The organism is Massilia sp. UYP32, from assembly GCF_050434365.1.
Lineage (GTDB): Bacteria > Pseudomonadota > Gammaproteobacteria > Burkholderiales > Burkholderiaceae_D > Telluria > Telluria timonae.
The window spans coordinates 192,842-213,326 of the sequence record NZ_JBNDIK010000002.1; the positions used below are offsets into that span (position 1 = coordinate 192,842).

The window sequence follows — 20,485 nt, forward strand, 5'->3', positions numbered from 1 at the left end:
CACTACGGTCAATGGCACTTTATAACCGATAAACAGCACCGGTGGCTAGCCGCTTAGGCCGATTCGCTTCTGTTCGCGCGCTGAACGGTAAACGGCCTCGATGATGCGGATGTCGCGCAAGCCCTCTTCTCCCGGCACGATGGTCTCGCGGTTTTCCTTCACGCATTGCGCCATATGGTCGAGCTGGCCGACCCACTGGTTGGCATACGGTCCCGGTGGCGGCGTGACCAGTGTCTTGTCGCTGCGCTCGCCGCCGACCCACATGCGCTGGCCGCTATAGGCGGTGGCGGGCTCCAGCTCGATCCGTCCCTTGTCGCCCATCAGCACAAACTGGTTGCGGTTGGCGCTGTACATCGACATGCACGAACCGATGACGCCGGACGGGAATTCGAGCTGGAAGTCGATCATGTCTTCGACCTCCCGGAAGCGCGGGTCGCTGCGGTCGGTGGTTTCCTTGGCGAACACGGCAACCGGCTCCTCGCCCGTCATGTAGCGCGCCGCCTGCAAAGCATAGATGCCGATGTCCATCAGCGAACCGCCGCCCGATTGCGCCTTCTTCATGCGCCAGGTGTTCGGGTCACGCGCGACGAAACCGTGTTCGGAGCGGAAGTAACGCAGCTTGCCGATGGCCCCGCTGCGCGCCTGGCGGATCGCCTCGACGTTGTGCGGCTCGAAGCGCGATCGATAGCCCAGCATCAGCTTCTTGCCGGCCTTGCGGCAGGCGGCGATCATCTGCTCGCATTCGGCCACGCTGACCGCCATCGGCTTTTCGCACATCACGTGCTTGCCGGCCCGGGGCGCGGATCGTGTACTCGGCATGCATGAAGACGGGCAGGCAGATGTAGACGATGTCGATATCGGGATTGTCGCGGATGCTGTCGTAGTTCTGGTAATCGTAGATGCCGCGTTCGGGCACGCCATACTCCGCAGCCACCTTCTTCGCCTTGGCCGGATCGCCGCTGACCAGCGCCACCAGGCGGCTGTGCCGGCACTCCTTGAACTGGGGGATGATGCGGCCCAGTCCATAACCGCCCAGGCCGACGATCGCATAGCCCAGCTTGCGTTCGGGATTGGCCCAGGCCGGCATGCCCACCGCGCCGGCCGCCAGCACACCCCCCGCGGCCATGACCAGGCCGCGCCGATTCAGGTCGATCATTCAGGTCTCCTTGCAGAATGTTTCGTTCGAATGCCGTGCCGATCCGGCGACGCGGCGGGTTACCATCGCTTCCTTAGTAAGGATACAATTGATTCGATTGAAATGGTAGCGTTAACACAGCGCACCAACCAGCATGCACAAGGAGACCATATTGATGAACCGATCCCATCCATTCCGCTACACCCACCTCGTGCGCGCCCTGCTCGCGGCCAGCGTAGCGCTCGCCGTGCCGGCAGCTGCCGCGGCGACCAGCTGCAGCGGCAAGCCGCCGTCGGGCGAACTGAAGGCCGAACGGATCGCCGCGATCAAGCCGTCGCGCAGCGAGCCGGGCCTGTACGAGGGACCGGTATGGATCAGGGATGCGCTGTACTTCTCGGACTTCGGCTTCAGCGAGGGTTTTCCTTCGCGCGTGCGCAAGTTCTCGCCCGACGGCACCGTGAGCACGGCGCTCGAGGATGCCGGCAGCAACGGCCTGGCGGTCGACGCCGGCGGCGCGCTGGTCGCCGCCACCCACAAGCACAAGGCCATGTCGCGCTATGACATCGCAACCGGCCAACGTGCGGACGTGGCCACGCGCTACGGGGGACAAGTCTTCAATTCGCCGAACGACATCGCGATCGCGGCCGACGGCACGATCTACTTCACCGACCCGGATTACCAGAAGGCCGCGGCGCCCGGCGGCCAGCCGGTGACCGGCATCTACCGCATCGCGCCCGATGGCGCCGTGACGCTGGTCGACGGCACGCGCAAGAATCCGAACGGGATCGCGCTCTCGCTGAACGGCGACACGTTGTACGTGAACGCGAGCGACGGCGCGGTGCGCGCCTACCCGATCCGGGACGGCGTGCCGCAAAAAGGCCACGATGTCATCCGTGGCATCGAGAATGGCGACGGCATGACGCTCGACTGCCACGGCAACCTGTACGTGACGGAGCATGGAGCGAAGCGCGTGCGCGTGTTCACCCCGCAGGGCCGCGAACTGGCGACGATCCGGACCGACGCCAACGTCACCAACGTGGCCTTCGGCGGCGCCGACGGCAAGACCCTGTACATCACCGGCGCCGGCGCCGTGTGGCAGCTGCGGCTGGGAGTGACCGGCCTGCCCTACTGAGTTTTTACCAGACGCGGCGGCCGGCAGACCCGAAATTGTGGCCCGTCACCAGCGTCGTGCTCTGCACCAGCATCGACAGGCCGAGGATCAGCTGCACCAGCCGGTCGTCCGGCAGCAGCCAATAGTGGCCGCGCGGCTGCTCGGCGCCGGTGGCGGCCATGATCAGCGGCGCGATCCACGCGGCGTCATCGTCGACGTCGAGCACGATCGCGTCTTCGGTCGTCTGCATGTGCACCGTGCCGCCTTCGGCCAGATTAAAACAGATGCCGACGCCGGTCTCTTGCGGCCGGATCAGCTCCTGCATCGCGGCATTGTGTTCGTCGATCCAGAGTTCGACGTCCTGCGGCGTCTCGAGGGGCGTCCAGGGGCGGGGTTTGAAACGGGGTTGGTCGGACGGGAGGGTCATCTGCTGCGCGGTTGAAGAAACGGCCCCTATCTTAAGGGATTTCGGGCGCCCGCGCCCGATCCTGCGAATGCTTCCTTGGGCTGCAACCGGCTGCGTATGCAACAGTCAAATTTCCGTCGCGTACGATTATTCGAGAGTTTTCTCAGCTAACCAGCTGCTATTCTCATATCACCAACCGAGTTGAGTCATGATTCCGCCGACGGGTTGATGTCCGTGTTCATCAATGGGCATGAAGGGAACGTTTCGCCGATCTGTTCATCGGACCGAGTCCGGAACATTTTTTACGGAGAAGAGGAACCAAATGGACAACAGCAGGATACTCGAACTTAAGGTGCAGCCAGTGGACGGCATCGCCGAAGATCTGAAAGCCAACCGACCGATCATCTTCATGATTGCGGCCGGTGTTGGCGCCTACATCGCCTTCAGCACCATCCTCTACTGGTTGCTTGAAATGCCAGGGAGACCATTCCTGGATAGCTTGTACTTCACAGTCATCAACGTCACTACCGTGGGCTTCGGAGACATCCATCCGACATCCGATGTCGGCAAGATCATCGCGATGATGAACGCGGTGATTGGCCTCGTCATTTTCGGCTTCCTGGTGGCGGCTATTACAGCGGCGCTGCAACCATCCGAATTCAGCGGCGAAGCCACGGCCATGAGTGACTTGCCTCTGGATCAGCATCGCATCAATGCCGTGGATGCCCTCTATCACGCCCTTGCGACGTTGATCAAGGACGTGAAGATCGAATCAGGCAACGGGCGCAGACTTGAGACGCGTGATGGCGTGCCAACCGGAGCGCACATACGCGTGAGAGGCGGCACGCCCGACGACCACGATCTAATCGACATTTGGATCGACATTCATGTCAAAGAGATTTCTGCCACCGATGAGATCAAGCCAGGTTGATCTTCGCCCGCCCCGCCTCAAAAAGTCTTCATGAACGGGAGCCGGGTGAATTAAGTCACGTCAAGCGTAATCAACCTCGCCGCCACCTGTCCATCCCCGATCAACACTTCACCGATCGACACCGGCAACGTGAAGCGTCGGCGTCCAGCGCTACCGGGATTTACATAGAGCACGCCGCCGCGTTCTTCGCAGGCGGGCTTGTGCGAATGGCCGGTCACAACCACGCGCACGCCTTCCACGGCCGGATCGATGGCGAGTTCCTTGAGGTCGTGCAGCATGTGGATGACGACGCCGCCCAGGGTGACGGTGACGCTCTCGGGCAAGGCGTGCGCCCAGTCGCCGTGGTCGTTATTGCCGCGCACGGCGGTCAACGGCGCCAGCCCGGCAAGCTGGTCGAGGATGGCCGCGCCGACGACGTCGCCGGCGTGGAGGATGTGGTCGCTGCCGCGCAGGAAATCGAGCGCCTGCGGCCGCAGCAGCCCGTGCGTGTCGGAAATCAAGCCGATGCGCACGGGCCGGATCGGCATTCAGTGCCGCTTGCTGCTGGCCATCTTGGCCGTGGTATAGATCGAATACAGCGCGGCCAGGCCCACCACCACATAGACGATGCGGGTCAGCGCGGTGTCGGGACCGAACAGCGTGGCGACCATGTCGACGTCGAACAGGCCGACCATGGCCCAGTTGAGGCCACCGATGATCAGGAGCGCCATCGCGATATAGTCGACGGCGGACATGGCCGAACGCTCGCGCGCGTGGACGTTGACGCGGCGGTCGGGGATGGACCGGCGGTCCATGGTTGGTGCGTTGATTGTTGCCATCACAGCCTCCTTGGAAAGACGTGGGACAGCCGGGGCGTCCTGCCCCGGCACTTGACAACCATACTATCCCAAGTTACCGGACACCTTCGCACGCATCGGCGGTGTCACGAACCAAGCTGCGGATCACCCCTTCCAGGTACGCTCGAGACCGGTATCCGCGTGGATCCAGCCGCCGCGCGGGCCGGAGCGGTAGTAGTAGCCGACCCCGCCGCCGCGGAAGCTCTTGATCAGGCCGCCGAGCACTTCTTCGTTCAGGCCGGCGATGCGGATGTCGGCCGCCTTGCCCACCATGTGCAGCGACTGGCGCGCGGCCGGGATGCCCGCCTCGCGCAACCGCTTGTTCGATTCCGGCGAGCGGTAGCCGGACAGGATCTCGAGCGGCTGCAGCAAGCCGTAGCGGGCGATGAAGGCCTGGGTGCTCCACAGCATCTCGAGCAGCTTGGGATCGATCTTCGCGGTGGCCTTGCCGTTCACGTCGCGCAGCAGGTGGCACAGCTGCTCGTAGGCGGAATCGATGACTTCGCCATCCTTCCAGTACAGCACGCTGGCGCGTTCGCCGCTGGCCGGACGGGTCACGGACAGGGTGCGCGGCTTGACCCAGAAATCCAGGTCCAGCGCTTGCGAATCGAACAGGTCGGGAGGCGGTTGGAGGTCGGTGGCGACGGCGGCCAGCGGCGCGCCGAGTGCGCCCAGCGCGGCCAGGCGGGCACTATGGTGAAGGAAATCTCTGCGTGAAGCCATGGGGCGGATCCGTTACTCGACAATTGCGATAGCGCGTACTATAGCGTATCCGACAAGCATGCAGAAGAGTGCACGAAGCGTGCAGATGTTATCGATTTGTTGCGTGGGGTGGACGGCTCGCGATTTGGTCCACTGGGCCGAATCCTCCACGCGTTCGCATCATGCAGGAGGTGGTGGCCGTCGTCTTACTCGCCGCAGTTGCAGAAGCGCTTGCGCGCCGCCGTATCGCAGGCGCCGTCCAGGCGCTTCCAGAGCAGGTCGCATTCGAGGCCGAAGCAGGCTTTTTCCTTCCCGGCATTCATATAGCCGTGACGCTCGAAGAACAGGCTCGCGCCCGCCGGACTGTGCAGGTGCAGCTTGCTGATGTTCCAGGCGCGCGCCTGCTGTTCCACCGCTTCCAGCAGCGCCCGGCCGACGCCGCAGCGCAAGGCGTCCGGCAACACGTAACACAGCGCCACCTTGCCGGCCTGCGTCAACAGGGTCAGGCCGACCAGTTCGCCTTCGCTCTCGGCGACCACCGCATAATTGGTGGGCGAGGAAAACCAGGTGACGACGTTGGCCGGCGTCTTGTTGCCGAGCCAGGCGCCGAGCACGCCCGGCTGGTCCTGGTGGTCGGCGCGGCAGCCCTCTTCGATCGAACGGCGCAGCAGATTGCAGGCAGCCGTTGCATCGTCAGGGACAGCCCTGCGGATTTCAATACGCGTGGACATCAATCATCTACTTGGAAACGGACATGAACGAACGATGACGGGGCATCGCACGACCTCGACTATACACCTAAAGTAAGAGACCCTGCTGGCGGCACGGTCAAACGTGACCACCGTATAAGGATATGACGAAACTATCGTTCCGTTCCCCGCACGGATTAAGGAACATGCACTCTGTCACTATCACTTTCAAAGCGAGAAACAACCATGCGCAACACCACTCCGAACGCGCTGCGCCGCTCCCTGACGGCCCTGGTCCTGGCCGCCGGCGCTGCGCTGCCACTCCACGCCAGCGCCGCCAATGTCGAACTGCTGAACGTGTCCTACGACGTCGCCCGCGAGCTGTACAAGGAAGTCAATCCGGCCTTCATCGCCTCGTACAAGCAGCAGACCGGCCAGACCGTCACCATCAAGCAATCGCACGGCGGCTCGAGCAAGCAGGCGCGCGCCGTGGCCGATGGCCTGGCGGCGTCGGTGGTGACGATGAACCAGGCCAACGACATCGACATGCTGGCCGACCGTGGCCTGGTGGCAAAAGACTGGGCCAAGAAGTTCCCGAACAATGCAGCGCCGTATTACTCGACCATGGTGTTCCTGGTGCGCAAGGGCAACCCGAAGCAGGTGCGCGACTGGCAAGACCTGGCGCGTCCGGGCGTGGGCGTCGTCATCCCGAATCCCAAGACCGCCGGCAACGGCCGCTATACCTACCTGGCGGCCTGGGGCTCGGTGATCAAGAAAGGCGGCAACGAAGCGCAGGCGCGCGACCTGGTCGCCAGGATCTTCAAGAACGTGCCGATCCTGGACGGCGGTGGCCGCGCCGCGACCACCACCTTCACCCAGCGCCAGATCGGCGACGTGCTGGTGACCTTCGAGAACGAAGTGAGCATGGTGCGCCAGGAATTCGGCAATGATTTCGAAGTCGTCTACCCGAGCACGTCGATCCTGGCCGAGTCGCCGGTGGCCGTGGTCGACAAGGTGGTCGACCGCCTCAAGATCCGCCAGCCGGCTACCGCCTACCTGAACTTCCTGTACTCGCCGGCGGGCCAGGAAATCGGCGCCAAGCACTTCATGCGGGTGCGCTCGGAAGCGGTGATGAAGAAGTACGCGGCCAACTACAAGCCGATCAGCCTGTTCACCGTGGACGAGGTGTTCGGCGGCTGGAGCGCGGCCCAGAAACGCCACTTCAACGACGGCGGCGAATTCGACAAGATCTACCAGGCCAAGTAACAACCGCTCGAAATCGAACAGCCCTGCCGCGCGCAGGGCTGTTTTGTTTGATATGCACAGCAATTAGTCACTCGACATTTCTATGTGACATGAGTTGTTAATCTTGCGAATCGCCAGCGTCACATTTCCGACAAAAAATGGCTTCCCATAGGGGAATTTGCTCGTGCGCCATAGACATGCAGCTGGGATGGATGATATTGTCCTTACTCTAGTTGCTCTAGAGATAGATGTTGATCTGCGCCGCCCGGCGCCCCGACGTTCAACCTCAACCCCAGATTCCAGACAAAGAATGATCAAGAAACTGTTCGCAACGGTCCTGATGACCTTTTCGGCTGCGGCATTCGCCGTGCCGTTCGGTTCGCAATCGGTGCTCGTGGTGGAAGACGACACCGGCAAGATCCTGCTTGAGAAGAATGCCGATACCGTGATGCCGATCGCGTCGCTCACCAAGCTGATGACGGCGATGGTGGTGCTCGATGCCAAGCTCGACATGGACGAGACGATCGAGATCGACAGCGCGGACGTCGACCGCCTCAAGTACAGCAGCTCGCGCGTGGCTGTCGGCGCCAAACTGACGCGCCGCGATGCGCTCCACCTTGCCCTGATGTCTTCGGACAATCGCGCCGCCGCCGCCCTGGCCCGCACCTTCCCTGGTGGCAATGACGCCTTCAAGACCGCCGTGCGCAACAAAACCCGGCAGCTGGGCATGGCCCACACCGTGATCGAAGAGCCGACCGGACTGTCTCCGCACAATCGCTCCACTGCCGGCGACCTGGTCAAGATGGCCAAGGCCTCGACCCGGTATCCCGAGATCGTGCGCATGACAACCGAGACCACGGATGTCTTCGACATCAAGGGCCGCGACGTGAATTTCCGTAACACCAATCGCCTGGTCGGCGCCAAGGGCTGGGACGTCGGCCTGTCCAAGACCGGCTTCACCAACGAAGCCGGCCGCTGCCTGATCATGAACATCACCGCCGCCGGCAAGAAGGCGACCCTGGTGCTGCTGAACGCCGGCGCCTCGTCGGCGCGCATCATGGACGCGCTGAACATCCGCCGCTTCATCACCGGCGACGAGCCGGTGAGCCGGGTGGCGCGCGCAGCTAGCGGCCCGCGCATCAAGGCCAGCGCCGGCAGTTCCAAGGCCAAGGCCCGCGCCAAGTCGAAAGCCTCGAAGGCCAAGGTGACCAAGAAACGCGTCAAGGCCAAGGTCAAGACGACACGCAAGCGCCGCGACTGAGATCATCGATGCAATGACAAAAGGGGCCGCGAGGCCCCTTCGTCATTGCGCGTTCCCTGATTACGCCACCAGCTCGCGCAGCCCGCTGGTGCGGTGGGTGCGGCTGGCGATCGCCTCGCGCAGCACCTCGCCGCTCGGGGTCACCAGCGTGAATTCGCGGCTGGCGCGCGTGATGCCGGTGTACACCAGCTCACGCGTCAGGATGGCATTGACCTCGCGCGGCAGCGCCAGCACCGTGTGGCGAAATTCCGAACCCTGCGATTTATGCACCGTCATCGCGAACGCCGTCTCCACATTGCGCAGGCGCGTGGCCAGCACGCTGCGCACCTTGTCGCCCTCCAGGAAGTAGACGCGTTGCGCGCCCGGACGCGCCGGATCAGGCAGGGTCACGCCGATGTCGCCATTGAACACGCCGGTCGAATAGTCGTTGCGGGTGACCATCACCGGCCGCCCCACATACCATTCGGCGCCGCGGCGCAGCAGGCCGCCCGCCTCCAGGCGCTTTTCGATCGCCTCGTTCAGGCCCGACACGCCCCACTCGCCGTCGCGCACCGCGCACAGGATGCGGAAGGTCTCGAAGCTCTGCAGCACCTGGCGCACCCAGTCCTCGTCGCTCGCCGCGCCGCCCTTGAGCAGTGCGAGATAAGGCGCGTATCCGGCATGGGCCAGTTGCAGCAACTGGGATGGTTGCGCGTGCTCGATCCAGCGCACGCCATCGAGGCTGGCGCGCAGGACTTCCTCGGCGCGCGCCCTGTCGCCGGCATTGACCGCCAGCGCCAGTTGGCCGATCGGACCGCCGAAACGGCGGCTGTGGCGCAGCATCACGGTCTGCTGGGCCAGCGCCCCGCCCTCGCCCGCATATTCCGCCGGAATCGCCTCGCCGCTCGCCGCCCGCACATAGGCGATGGTGTCGGCGTCGTAGTTGCCGCTCTGCGCATCGTGGCACAGGTCGCCCAGCACGGCGCCCGCCTCCACCGAGGCCAGCTGGTCCTTGTCGCCCAGCAGGATCAGCGTGGCGCCCGGCGGCAGCGCGTCGAGCAGGCTGGCCATCATCTCCAGGTGCACCATCGAGGCTTCGTCGACGATCAGCACGTCGACGTCGAGCGGATTGCCGCGGTGGTGGGCGAAGGCGCGGGTGTCGGGCCGCGCCCCGAGCAGGCTGTGCAGGGTGCGCGCGGCGCCCATGCGCGCGGTCAGCTCGCGCAGAGGCAGCTCGGCGCCGACGCGGTCGGCCAGCTCGCCCAGCGCCTTGTCGATCGACTGCTTCAGGCGCGCGGCCGCCTTGCCGGTCGGCGCGGCCAGGGCCACGCGCTGGCGTGCGGCATCCGGCGCGGTCGCGAACAGGAGCGCCAGCAGGCGCGCCACCGTATAGGTCTTGCCGGTGCCGGGGCCGCCCGTGATGATCGCGACCGAACCGCGCAGGGCCACGGCGCAGGCCAGCTTTTGCCAGTCGGGCTGCCCGGCGCCCGGCGCCGCCACGAACAATTTGTCGAGCCAGGACCGCACCAGGCGCGCGTCCACCGGGTGGGTCGCCTCGGCGCGTTCGCGCACGGCGCGCGCCACCTGGGTCTCGTCGCGCCAATAGCGGCGCAGGTACAGGCGCTCGCCGTCCAGCACCAGCGGCTGGTCGTAGTCGAATTCTTCGCGCACCCACACCTGCTCGCAGCTGGCCAGCAGCTTCCTCCAGCCCGCCACGCCGCGCGGCAGCGGCGCCGCGGCCGCCGCCAGCTGCGCCCATTGCTCCTCGCTCCAGCCCAGCAGGGCCGCCGGGCTGGCGGCCAGGTCGGACAGCTGGACGCAGCTGTGGCCATGGCCCTCCAGCTCGGACAGGATCGCCGCCGCCAGCACCAGCGGCGGCGGGGCGGCGCCCAGCTCGGCGATGAAGCGCGCGAAGGCGCTCGACAGGCGGCGCAGCTCGCCGGCCTCGGTCAGATTGCCGATCTCATGCCACAGGGCGTCGATATGCGGTTCAGTCTTGCCCATGCTTTTCCTTGTCCAGCAATCGTTCCAGTTTGTCCAGCAGTTCCAGGTCGGGCGCCAGCACGCAGCAGCCGCGCGTGTCCGGGTTGGCGATCCCGCGCAGGAACATGAAGATCGCGCCGCCCAGCTGGACTTCGGGCTCGTAGGCTTCGCCCAGGCGCGCGCGCAGCAGGCGGTGCAGCGCCAGCAGGTAGATGCTGCCCTGGATCTCGTAGCGGTGCTCGGCCATGCCGGCCTCCATCGCCGCCTGGCTGTAGGCGGCGTCGTTCGGCCCCAGCGCATTGGTCTTGTAGTCGAGCACCCAGTAACGCCCCTCGTGCTCGAACACCAGGTCGGCGAAGCCCTTGAGCATGCCGTGCAGGTCGCGCTCGGGCAGCACCGGCCGTTCGATGCCGTTCAACAGGTGCGCGCGGCACAGCGCGTCCAGCGCGGGCAGCGCCAGGCGCTCGCTGGGGAACCAGAATTCCATCTCGGGCAGCACGCCCTGCAGCGCGCGCAGCGCGGCGCCCAGCGGCGGCAGCGGCGTATCGACGATCGCGCGCAGCCATGTCAGCGCGTCCTCGAGCCGGTTGCTCCAGCCGGCGCGCTCGATGCGCTGCACCAGCCGCGTCTCGCAATGCGGCTGGTCGAGGCAGTCGAAACCCTCGCGCGCCAGCCATTCGAGCTGCTCGTGCATGAAGTTGCCCGGCACCGAGCCGCGCGGGAAGCGGTGCCAGGCGACGTCGTCGATGCGCGGCGGCAGCGGCGCCTGCGGCGCTTCCTCGAGCAGGGTCTGTTCCTGGGCCCGCATCGGCGTCGGCGGCGGCGCCACCGCATGCCGGGTCAGCGATGTGAACGAGCCGATCGACCAATCCTTCTCGAAGTCGGCGCGGTACACCGGCGCGTCCAGCAGCGCGGGACGCGCATCCTGGCGCGCCAGCATGGTGACGCCGTCCTCGCGCTCCAGTTCGCGCAAGGCGATGCCTCCCCCCGCGCCGGCCACCGCCTCGAAGCGAGCGCGCAAACCGTCGGCCGGGATCGGCGCGCCGCCGGCCAGCAGATAGCCGAGCGCCGATTCGTGCAGCCGGTTCTCGCCCTTGCGCGTGCCGGCCACCGCCGCCGCGCCCAGCCACAGGAAGTGGCGCGCCCGGGTCAGGGCCACGTACAGCAGGCGCAGGTCTTCCTCGATGCGGGCGCGGTCGACCGCCTCCAGCGCTTCGTCGGACAGCGCCAGGTCGAGGCGGCGGCTGCCCGCATCGTCCACGTATTCGAAGAAGGCGCGGTTGCGGCGGTTGGTCGCGCGCGCGGTCACCGCGAACGGCAGGTAGACCAGCGGATACTCGAGGCCCTTCGACTTGTGCACCGTCACCACCTTGACCAGCTCGGCGTCGCTTTCCAGGCGCAGCACGCGCTCGTCGCCGCCGGCGCCCAGGCCCTCGATCTGCTCGGCGAACCAGCGGATCAGGGCCTGCTCGCCCTCGAGCTGGGCGCTGGCCTCTTGCAGCAGTTCGGCCAGGTGCAGCAGATTGGTCAGGCGCCGTTCGCCGCCCGGCTCGCCCAGCAGGCGCGCCGGCAGCCCCAGTTCGTGGATGAAGGTGCGCAGCATGGCCAGCACGCCGCGGCGCTGCCAGGCGCCGTGCAGGGCTTTCAGTTGCTCGACGCGCCGCTCCCACGCCAGCTCGTCGCTCGACAGCCGCGCCAGTTCGCCCATCGGCAGGCCCGCGGTGCGGGTGGCGAAGGCGGCCCGCGCGAGAGCGCCGTCCAGCGGATTGGCGACCGCGTACAGCCAGCGCAGCATGTCGGCCGCCTCCTCGCTCTCGACCACCGAATCCTTGTCGGACAGGTAGACGCTGGCCACCTTGCGCCGCACCAGCGCCTGGCGCACCGCGGCCGCCTCGCGCCGGTCGCGCACCAGGATCGCGATATCGGCCGGCATCAGGCGCCGGAAACCACCGTCTTGCTCATCCCGGAAGCCGACCCGCTCGTCGTTCAGCAGGCGCACGATGTGCTCGGCGCAGTGGTGGGCGAAGAAGCTGCGGTAGTCCTCGGCCTTGAGGTCGTCGCAGGTGGTGCACACGGACATGGCCTCGATCTCGCCGTCGCTCTCGACGCCAACCAGGCGCTCCCTGTGGCCGCGCGCCTTGACCGCCTCGAACGGCAGGGGATTGTCGTCGCCGCGCCGGAAGCGGAACGCCGCTTGCGCATGGCCGGTGCGGCCGTCGCCACCTTCGGCGTGCAGGAACAGCGCATTGACCGCCCCCACCAGCGCCGCCGTCGAGCGGTAATTGGTGTCGAGCTGGTAGTGGCGTCCGGTGGTGGCGCGCCGCGCCGACAGGTAGCTGTGGATGTCGGCGCCGCGGAAGCCATAGATCGACTGCTTGGGGTCGCCGATCAGGAACAGCCCCTGCTGCGGATCGTTGGCGCCTACCCGGTACAGCAGGTCGAAGATGCGGTACTGGTCGGGCGAGGTGTCCTGGAATTCGTCGACCATGGCCACCGGATACTGCTGCACGATGCGTTCGCGCAGCGCCGCGCCGTTCTCGCCTTCGAGCGCCAGCTTGAGGCGTTCGAGCATGTCGGCAAAGCCGAACTGGCGGTTGCGGCGCTTGAGTTCCTGCATGCGCGCGCCGATATGGCCGGCGGCGTGGCGCAGCAGCGCATGGGCAATCGGATCGATCGCGCCCAAGGCTTCCTGCAGTGCGGCGGTGCCGTCGAAGCAGTCCGGGACCTCGGCGCTGAAGTCCTTGCTGAAGGCGTCCACGATGCCGTCCGGCGTCAGGCGTTTCCAGGCGGTGTCGCTCAGGTCCGGCATGTGCCGCGCCGGGTCCGTGGCCCAGGCGCGCAGCGCCTCGAACCACTTGACCAGCGAATCGGCGCGCATCTTGTTGCCGTTGAAGCATTTGGGCGCACGTTCGCGGTGGCCGGCGATCCAGCGCTCCATCGCGTCGGCGCGTTCGACCCAGCCGTGCTTGAGGCGCGCCAGCTCCTCGCGCTGGGCCTGGGCCAGGCGCGCCACCTGCTTGCCCAGCGGCTCGCGCGCCACTTCGCCCAGCAGCGGCCCGCGCTGCACCAGTTCGCGCACGCTGCCCTTGAGCGCCTCGACGTCGCTCCAGGTATCCAGCACGATGGCCAGGTTCTGCGCGCCGAGCGGATAGACGTGCTGGCGCCAGTAATCGTGGGCGGCGTCCTCGAACAGCATGCGCTCGTCGCTCACCAGTTCTTCGTCGAACAGGCTGCCGCTGTCGAAGGCGTGCTCGCGCAGCATGCGCTGGCACCAGGCGTCGATGGTGAAGATCGCCGCCTCGTCCATCGTCTCGGCGGCCAGCATCAGGCGGTGGGCGGCGATGCTGCGTTCGCTGCCCGGCGCATAGGCTTCGGCCAGTTCGTCCAGGTAGGCATCCTGTTCGTGCGCTTCGCCGCGAAAGTAAGCCGCCGCCTGCACCAGCCGCTCGCGCACGCGGTTGGAAAGTTCGCGCGTGGCCGCGCGGGTGAAGGTCATCACCAGGATTTCGGACGGCAGCAAGGGGCGCACGAAGGCATCGTCGCCACCGTGGCCGAGCACCAGGCGCACGTAGAGGGCGGCGATGGTCCAGGTCTTGCCGGTGCCGGCCGACGCCTCGATCAGGCGCGAGCCGTGCAGCGGGAACCGGATCGCTTCGAGTTTGCTGCTCATGCGGACAACTCCTTGACCGTGACGGCGCCATCCATCCAGCGCGCCAGCGGTCCATACAATTGTTCGGCCAGCTCGGGCCAGCCGCCGCAGGCGTGTCGCGACTCGCACAGCGCCTCGAAGCTGGGCCACAGGCGCGCCAGGCACAGGTCGTCGACTTCGCCACGGAGCTCGAAGCCGCCGTCATAGGTGGCGCGCGGGTCGCCCTCGGCCAGCTGCGCCAGCGCGGTGCGGCAGGCCACCGGCAGCGGCGCGTCCAGGTTGGCGCGCCACAGCCGCACCAGGTCGCGCAGGACCTGCAGCGACTCCTCCTGGGCCAGCGGCGCCATCTCGAGCACGGCGTCGCGCGCGACCAGGTAGCCAGCCACCGGATGGCCGGCCGCGCTACTCCCCAGTTGACGCAGCCACGGAGCGATCAGCTTGTCGCCGCGCGGACGGCCGTTGCGGTCAAGAACCTTCGAGGACAGCTGCATCAGCCAGGCGGTCTCGACGCCGTCGCTCCTGAGGCGGTCGATCCAGTCGTCGAGCACGATGCCGTCCAGATCCAGGCTGAGCGCCTGCTTGGGGGCTGCCTCCGGGAAGCGCGCGCCCAGGCGCAGCCACTCGGTGCGCACCGGCGCCAGGCTTTCGACCAGCTGCTCCTGCCACAGGCGGCCCATCAGGCCGATCGGCAGCACGCCCTCGCGCGCCAGCCGCTCGGCGCGCGTGGCAAGCGTGGCGCGCACCTCGTGCAGCTGTTCGGGCTCGCCGCTGTCGTCCAGCAGGTGGTCCTCGATCTGGTAGCGTTCGAGCGCGTCGAGCGCGAACGGTTCCTCGTCTTCTCCCACCTGGGCGGCGTCGGCGAACACCACGCCCAGGCGGCGGCGGAAGAAGAAGCGCGCCGGCTGGCGCAGGAAGCTGGCCAGCTCGCCCAGCTTGAGCACGAAGTCGGCCTCCAGCTCGAAAGGCGGCAAGGCGTCGCCCCCTTCCAGCTGCTCGGCGCCGTGGGCCAGGCGCCATTCGCCGGCATAGGTCAACAGGCCGCCCTGCTGGAAATAGACGCGGCTGAATGGCTGCAGCGCGTGTTCGGTCGTCAGGCCATGCAAGTCCAGGCTCCAGCCGTCGGCGAGATAGTCGCGCAGCTGCGACACCAGCACCGACGGCGGCTGCTCGCTGTTGTCGCGCACGTTGCGGCCCACCCAGCTGACGTAGAACTTGTCGCGCGCCGCCAGCAGGGCCTCTAACATCAGGTAACGGTCGTCGTCGCGGCGCGAACGGTCGCCCGGACGCGCCATGCCGGGCAGCGCCAGCAGGTCGAAGTCGGACTGGCGCGCGCGGCGCGGGAAGTCGCCGTCGTTCATGCCCAGCAGGCACACCACGCGAAACGGCACCGCGCGCATCGGCATCAGGGTGCAGAAGGTCACGCCGCCCGAGACGAACTGGTGGTTCAGGGTCGGCTGGTCGAGTTCGTTCATCCAGGCTTCGCGCAGCACGCCCAGCGGCACCGGTTCATCGAAGCCGGCCGCAGCGCAGGTCTCGAGCCAGCATTGCAGGCCTTCGTTCAGGCTTTGCAGGGTGAGGCGGTCGGCTTCATCGCTGGCGGCATAGAAGCACGACAGCATCGCGCGCGCCGCCTCGCCCCAGGCGGCCGGCGTGCGCGGCGTGTCGAGCTGGGCGCGCCAGTTCAGCAGGCAATCGACCAGCTGCGCCAGCGCGCCGGCCAGCGCCGCATCCAGCCCGCCGACCTCGGCATAGGGCTCGATGTCGGCGAAGCTGGCGCCGGCGCCGCTGGCGTAGCCGAGCAGCATGCGCCGCACGCCGAAGATCCAGGCATTCTGTTCGCCCGCCATGCCCAGGCCCAGGCCGGTGCGGTGCTCGTGGTCGAGGCCCCAGCGCACGCCGGCGCCTTCGATCCAGCGGCCCAGGATGGCCAGGTCGTCGTCGCCCAGGCCGAAACGGCGCGCCACGGCCGGCACGTCCAGCAGGTCGCGCACCTCGCTCTGGCGGCAGCGCTGCTGCGGCAGGCGCAGCAGCCATTCGAGCGACACCAGCAGCGGGTTGACGCTGCGGTCGCGCATGTCGCCGATCTCGAACGGGATGCGGCGCAAGTCCTTCTGGCGATGCTGGTCGAACACGGCGTGGATCGCCGGCGAAAAGGCGTCGATGTCGGGCACCATCACCACCACGTCGCGCGGCCGCAGGCTCGGGTCTTGCGCGAACCACGACAGCAGCTGGTCGTGCAGGACCTCGACCTCGCGCTGCACGCTGTGGGTGACGTGGAATTCGATCGAGCGGTCATCCGGCGTCGGGGGCACGCGCGGATGCTCGGACAGCGGCAGCAGGTCGCGCACCGCGGCCTGGACCTGCCCCAGCAAGGTCGCGCCGTCGTCGTCGGCGAACAGGTCGACCTTCAGCGGCGCAGTCTCTTCGTCGCTCCGGTCCTGGGTGTCGAATTCGTCCAGCATGCGCACGAAGTCGCGCCCCTGGCGCCCCCAGCTCGCCAGCAGCGGATGGCTGTGCGCATGCAGCTCCTCGATCGGGATCGCGCCCAGGTCGACGCCGCCCCGCTGCGGCTGGCGGCGGCGCGCGGCCCTGAGCAGGTCGCGGCCGTCGATGATGTCGCCCCAATAGAAGCGGCACGGGTTCGGCACCGCGAACAGCACTTGCGTGTGGCGCGACAGCGCCGCGATCGCCTGCAGGGTCTGGTACGGCAGGGTCGACATCCCGAACAGCACCACGCGGCGCGGCAGGCGGCTGGCAGGCGCCTGGCCGGACTCGATCGCGGCCAGGAATTGGCGGTGGATGGTCGCGCGTCCGCTGTGGCGCTGCGATTCGTCCAGGCTGGCGTGCACGGCGCGCCACAGGCAGGCTTGCCAGCGTTGCTCGGGCGCCAGTGGCAGCGGGTCGCCCACCGCGCGGCGCAGCTGGTCGCGGCCCTCGGCCCAATCGGCCAGCCAGTCGGCGCGGTAGACCTGGTACTGGTCGTACAGGTCGGCCACGCGCTCGGCCAGTTGCAGGCGGCGCTCGGCGTCGCCGTCGGCCAGGAAGCGCGCCAGCGGCTCATAGCCGTCCTCTTGCAACAGCGTGGGCAACAGGCGCATCAGGCGCCAGGTGAGCGGATCCTTGTCGAACGGCGCCCGGGTCGGCACCCGCTCGCGGCCCAGCATGCCGCGATAGGCTTCCCACATGAAGCGCGCCGGCAGCGCCACCCGGGTGGCGGCGCACACGCCGATCTCCTCGGCCAGCGCGATCTTGAGCCATTCGGCCACGCCATTCGACTGCACCAGGAATATCTCTTCTTCGAGGGGGCCGAGCGGATGGTTGCGCAGCCAGTCGAACACGGCGCTGCGCAGCAGCTCCATCTGGTTGCCATGAAGGATCAGGAGGCCGGGGGTGATCGGGGAAGGCATGCGTGAAGCTCGAACGGTCGGGTCCACAGCATACCGTGTTTGGTCCGCTCGCGGTAGGCCCGCGGGCGCTTGCGCGCTCAGCGCACCTCGCCGTCCCGGCTGCCGAACTGGGTCGAGACTTCGCGTTCGATCCGGATCAATAGTGCGCGCAGGCGCGCCGCCAGCGCCCTGGCCTGGGCGGTGCCGGCCGCGCCCATGCGCGGCGCCCGCTTCGGTTGCGCCTCCAGGTCTTCGCAGATGGCGCCGAAGCTGGCGGCGCCGATCGCGCGCGCCGCCGACTTGAGCTGGTGCGCCAGGCTTGCGGTATGGGTCAGGTCGCCCCCGGCCAGGGCGGTCTCGATCCCGGCCAGGTTCTCGCGCGCGGTATCGAGGAACAGGAACACATATTTACGCATCCGTTCGGTGTCGCCGCCGGCCGTGTTGGCCAGGCTGGCCAGGTCGAGCACTTCTCCCTGCCCGCCCGGCCCCGCGCCGCTGACGGATCCTGGCGCCCTCGCGATCGCGACGTCGGCCACCGGCGCCGTGGCGCGGCCCAGGCAGCGCGCGATGGTGGCGGCCAGCAGTTCCGGCACCACCGGCTTGGCCAGGAATTCGTTCATGCCGGCGGCCAGGCAGCGCGCGCGGTCGTCGACGCCGGCATTGGCCGTCATCGCCACCACCAGGGTGTCACGCAAGGCGGGATCGCGGCGGATGCGGCGGGTCGCTTCCAGCCCGTCCATCACCGGCATCTGTACGTCCATCAGCACGCAATCGAAGCGTTTGACCGCCATCGCCGCCAGCGCCTCCTCGCCGTTGTTCGCCACCTCGACCGCGGCGCCGGACTGTTCCAGCAACTCGCGCGCGACCTGCTGGTTGAAGGGATTGTCCTCCACCAGCAGCACCGCGCAGTCGTCCAGGCGCGCCTGGGCCGCGGCCGGCGCGGCGCCCAGGCCGGCTCCGAGCATGGTCCCCGCTCGCCCGCCGGCGGCATCGTCCAGGGCCAGGCGCGCCGTGAACCAGAAGGTGCTGCCCTCGCCCAGGATGCTGGACACCCCGACCTCGCCGCCCATCAGCTCGGCCAGCTGGCGGCTGATGGCCAGGCCCAGGCCGGTGCCGCCATGGCGCCGGGTGGCCGACTGGTCGGCCTGCTGGAACGGCGTGAACAGGTGGGGCAGCGCGGCGGCGTCGATGCCGATGCCGCGGTCTTCGACCTCGAAGCGCACCAGCACTTCAGGGCCGAAGGCGCGCGCCAGGCGCGCGCGCAGCGTGATCCGGCCGCGCTCGGAGAATTTGACGGCATTGCCGGCGAAATTGAGCAGCACCTGTTCCAGCCGCAGCGAGTCGCCGCACAGGGGCCGCATCAGGACCGGATCGATCTCGATGTCGAAGCCCACGCCCTTGGCCACGGCCGCGGTGCCCAGCTGGGCCTCGACGTTGCGCAGCAGGGCGTCGAGCATGAAGCACACGCGCGACAGTTCCAGCATGCCGGCCTCGATCTTGGAGAAATCGAGGATGTCGTTGATGATGCCCAGCAGGTGCTGGCCCGAGTGGTAGATCTTTTCGAGGTAGTCGCGCTGGCGCGCGTCGGGCGCGGCCTGCAGCGCCAGGTGGGTCATGCCGATGATGCTGTTCATCGGGGTGCGGATCTCGTGGCTCATGTTCGACAGGAAGTCGCTCTTGGCCTTGCTGGCGGCGTCGGCGCGCGCCTTCAGGCGGTGCAGCTCGGTGACGTCGGTCGCCACGCACAGCACCGCCGGCTCCTCGTCGACCTGCATCGGCACCCGCACCGTCCACAGCTGGCGCGCCGCGCCGCCCGGCGCCGACTGCGCCACCTGGGCGCTGCTGCTGCGGCCGTCGTGCAGCACCGCGCGATCCAGCTCCCAGGCGGCGTCGGCCAGGGCGCGGTCCATGGCCTCGACGTCGCGCCGGCCGATCAGCTCCGCCGCCGGCCGCCCGAGGCGCGAAGCGCCCTTGGCGTTGAGGTAGCGGATGCGGCGCAGCGCGTCCTTCAGGTAGACCTCGGCGTCCAGGTTGTCGAGCACCGTGTCGAGCAGCAGGCGCTGCTCGTCGGCGGCGCGGCGCGAGCGGTACTGGGCCAGGAACAGTCCGTATACCAGCAGGGTCGCGGCGAAGCCGAAGGGCAGCGCCGCCACCGGTATCCAGAGATCGGCGCCATGGAGCATGGCGCGCTTGGGCGTGGCGAAATGCGCCGTCCACCGGCTGCCGGCGAAATCCACGTCCAGCACGGTCGTGAAGTAGTCGCCCGGGTCGAACGGCGTGCGCCGCACGTCGGGCCCATGCAGCAGCAACTCGCCCCCTCCCGCATCGCGGTTCGCGCCATACACGCTGACCGACGGCGGCGCCCCGGCCGATGCGGCGAGCGCATTGTCGACCAGCGCCGGCACCGAAAAGGCGATGCCGAACGAGCCCAGGTAGGCCGCGCGCCGCCCTTCCAGGCTCGGCGGGGTCACGCCGCCGCGATAGACCGGCATGCGCATGCCGAGGGCATAGTGCGGCGTGGGGTCGCGCAGGAACACCGGCTGCCCCGAGGCGCTGATGCCGCCGTTGTCGCGCGCCTGCTCCAGGGCGCGGGCGACGGCCGGCCTGCCGGCCATGTCGAAGCCGAGCCGGCGGCTGGGCTGGTCGACCGGATACTGGTAGGCGATCACCTCGTACCAGGGACGGCGCCCGGCGGGAAAAATCGCGAAGTCCGGGTAGCCGCGGGCGTCGACGCTGCGATCGGCGCGCACCGCGGCGACGAAGCGCTCGCGCTGGACTTCGGGCACGTGGGCGGCGTACGTCACCCCTTCGATGGCCGGATAGTTGCGCGCGATGTCGAGCGCGGCGACATAACGGTGGAAGGACGCCCGGTCGGGCACGGCGTTGCCGTCGCCGGCCGCATGCAGCGCCGCCAGCGAACGCACGGCGCGGCCATACGAGGCGAGCGACGCGTCGATCCGTTCGCGCGCCGCCTGCGCCGCGTTTCCGAAGCGGCCGCGCGCCTCTTCCTCGATCGAGGCGTCGGCGACCGCATGCAGCAGCAGGCCGACCGCCAGCGCCAGCGCGACGCCGCCGCCCCACAGCACCAACGGCCGGCCAAGGCGCATGCAAGCCGCTTCGATGACGTCGACTCCTGGCATGGTCAAGCGCTTCATGCTTCCCCTGGCGGGCG

Annotated in this window: 14 protein-coding genes and 1 pseudogene; 4 read left to right on the plus strand and 11 right to left on the minus strand. The window is 67.9% G+C overall.

Translation table 11 applies throughout. The features are described from left to right. Window positions 1-45: 45 nt before the first annotated feature. Both ABIB42_RS02340 and ABIB42_RS02345 read right to left on the minus strand, forming a co-directional pair. Window positions 46-732 (minus strand): Gfo/Idh/MocA family protein, encoded by a 687-nt coding sequence (locus ABIB42_RS02340; RefSeq protein ID WP_429247874.1) that lies wholly within the window; start codon window positions 730-732, stop codon window positions 46-48. A gap of 12 nt (window positions 733-744) precedes the next feature. Continuing rightward, window positions 745-1,156, minus strand: a pseudogene (locus ABIB42_RS02345) (Gfo/Idh/MocA family protein); the annotation flags it as partial. Window positions 1,157-1,310: 154 nt separating this feature from the next. Between ABIB42_RS02345 and ABIB42_RS02350 the strand changes: the two are divergent. Beyond that, window positions 1,311-2,267: an SMP-30/gluconolactonase/LRE family protein gene (locus ABIB42_RS02350; protein ID WP_184238745.1), complete on the plus strand. Its 957-nt coding sequence runs from the start codon at window positions 1,311-1,313 to the stop codon at window positions 2,265-2,267. Between the two features lie 4 nt (window positions 2,268-2,271). Here the strand turns inward: ABIB42_RS02350 and ABIB42_RS02355 are convergent, their stop codons facing one another. Further along, complete coding sequence (locus tag ABIB42_RS02355; protein WP_005667336.1) at window positions 2,272-2,673, minus strand: hypothetical protein; 402 nt, start codon at window positions 2,671-2,673, stop codon at window positions 2,272-2,274. Between the two features lie 301 nt (window positions 2,674-2,974). On the opposite strand from ABIB42_RS02355, the gene ABIB42_RS02360 reads away from it, so the two are divergent. Beyond that, window positions 2,975-3,583: a potassium channel family protein gene (locus tag ABIB42_RS02360; RefSeq protein WP_005667335.1), complete on the plus strand. Its 609-nt coding sequence runs from the start codon at window positions 2,975-2,977 to the stop codon at window positions 3,581-3,583. Between the two features lie 50 nt (window positions 3,584-3,633). Here ABIB42_RS02360 and ABIB42_RS02365 read toward each other — a convergent pair whose 3' ends face one another. The 4 genes from ABIB42_RS02365 to ABIB42_RS02380 all read right to left on the minus strand — a co-directional run bounded on the left by ABIB42_RS02365 (window position 3,634) and on the right by ABIB42_RS02380 (window position 5,852). Continuing rightward, window positions 3,634-4,110, minus strand: a complete 477-nt coding sequence (locus ABIB42_RS02365; RefSeq protein ID WP_005667334.1) for a metallophosphoesterase family protein — start codon at window positions 4,108-4,110, stop codon at window positions 3,634-3,636. Then, the gene (locus ABIB42_RS02370) at window positions 4,111-4,401 is read right to left on the minus strand and encodes a DUF378 domain-containing protein (protein ID WP_005667333.1); all 291 of its coding nucleotides are present in this window, start codon (window positions 4,399-4,401) and stop codon (window positions 4,111-4,113) included. It abuts the gene before it with no gap. Between the two features lie 123 nt (window positions 4,402-4,524). After that, on the minus strand, window positions 4,525-5,142 hold the full coding sequence (locus ABIB42_RS02375; RefSeq protein ID WP_005667332.1) for a YcbK family protein: 618 nt from the start codon (window positions 5,140-5,142) through the stop codon (window positions 4,525-4,527). Between the two features lie 185 nt (window positions 5,143-5,327). Further along, window positions 5,328-5,852 carry a GNAT family N-acetyltransferase gene (locus ABIB42_RS02380; protein WP_429247834.1) on the minus strand — a complete coding sequence of 175 codons (525 nt, stop codon included), beginning with the start codon at window positions 5,850-5,852 and terminating at the stop codon, window positions 5,328-5,330. A 204-nt stretch (window positions 5,853-6,056) separates the two neighbouring features. On the opposite strand from ABIB42_RS02380, the gene ABIB42_RS02385 reads away from it, so the two are divergent. Together ABIB42_RS02385 and ABIB42_RS02390 are read left to right on the plus strand one after the other, a co-directional pair. Continuing rightward, a complete protein-coding gene (locus ABIB42_RS02385) occupies window positions 6,057-7,076 on the plus strand; it encodes a sulfate ABC transporter substrate-binding protein (RefSeq protein ID WP_005667329.1) in 1,020 nt (339 codons plus the stop codon). Window positions 7,077-7,365: 289 nt separating this feature from the next. After that, a complete protein-coding gene (locus ABIB42_RS02390; protein ID WP_005667328.1) occupies window positions 7,366-8,316 on the plus strand; it encodes a serine hydrolase in 951 nt (316 codons plus the stop codon). Between the two features lie 60 nt (window positions 8,317-8,376). On the opposite strand, the gene recD is transcribed toward ABIB42_RS02390, so the two are convergent. The 4 genes from recD to ABIB42_RS02410 all read right to left on the minus strand — a co-directional run bounded on the left by recD (window position 8,377) and on the right by ABIB42_RS02410 (window position 20,468). Then, window positions 8,377-10,299: an exodeoxyribonuclease V subunit alpha gene (gene recD / locus ABIB42_RS02395; protein WP_005667326.1), complete on the minus strand. Its 1,923-nt coding sequence runs from the start codon at window positions 10,297-10,299 to the stop codon at window positions 8,377-8,379. After that, the gene (gene recB / locus ABIB42_RS02400) at window positions 10,286-13,948 is read right to left on the minus strand and encodes an exodeoxyribonuclease V subunit beta (RefSeq protein ID WP_005667325.1); all 3,663 of its coding nucleotides are present in this window, start codon (window positions 13,946-13,948) and stop codon (window positions 10,286-10,288) included. Before recB ends, recD begins: the two co-directional genes overlap by 14 nt. Beyond that, a complete protein-coding gene (recC, locus tag ABIB42_RS02405) occupies window positions 13,945-17,334 on the minus strand; it encodes an exodeoxyribonuclease V subunit gamma (RefSeq protein WP_005667323.1) in 3,390 nt (1,129 codons plus the stop codon). Before recC ends, recB begins: the two co-directional genes overlap by 4 nt. Window positions 17,335-17,411: 77 nt before the next feature. Next, on the minus strand, window positions 17,412-20,468 hold the full coding sequence (locus ABIB42_RS02410; RefSeq protein WP_429247835.1) for a CHASE domain-containing protein: 3,057 nt from the start codon (window positions 20,466-20,468) through the stop codon (window positions 17,412-17,414). Window positions 20,469-20,485 lie beyond the last annotated feature (17 nt).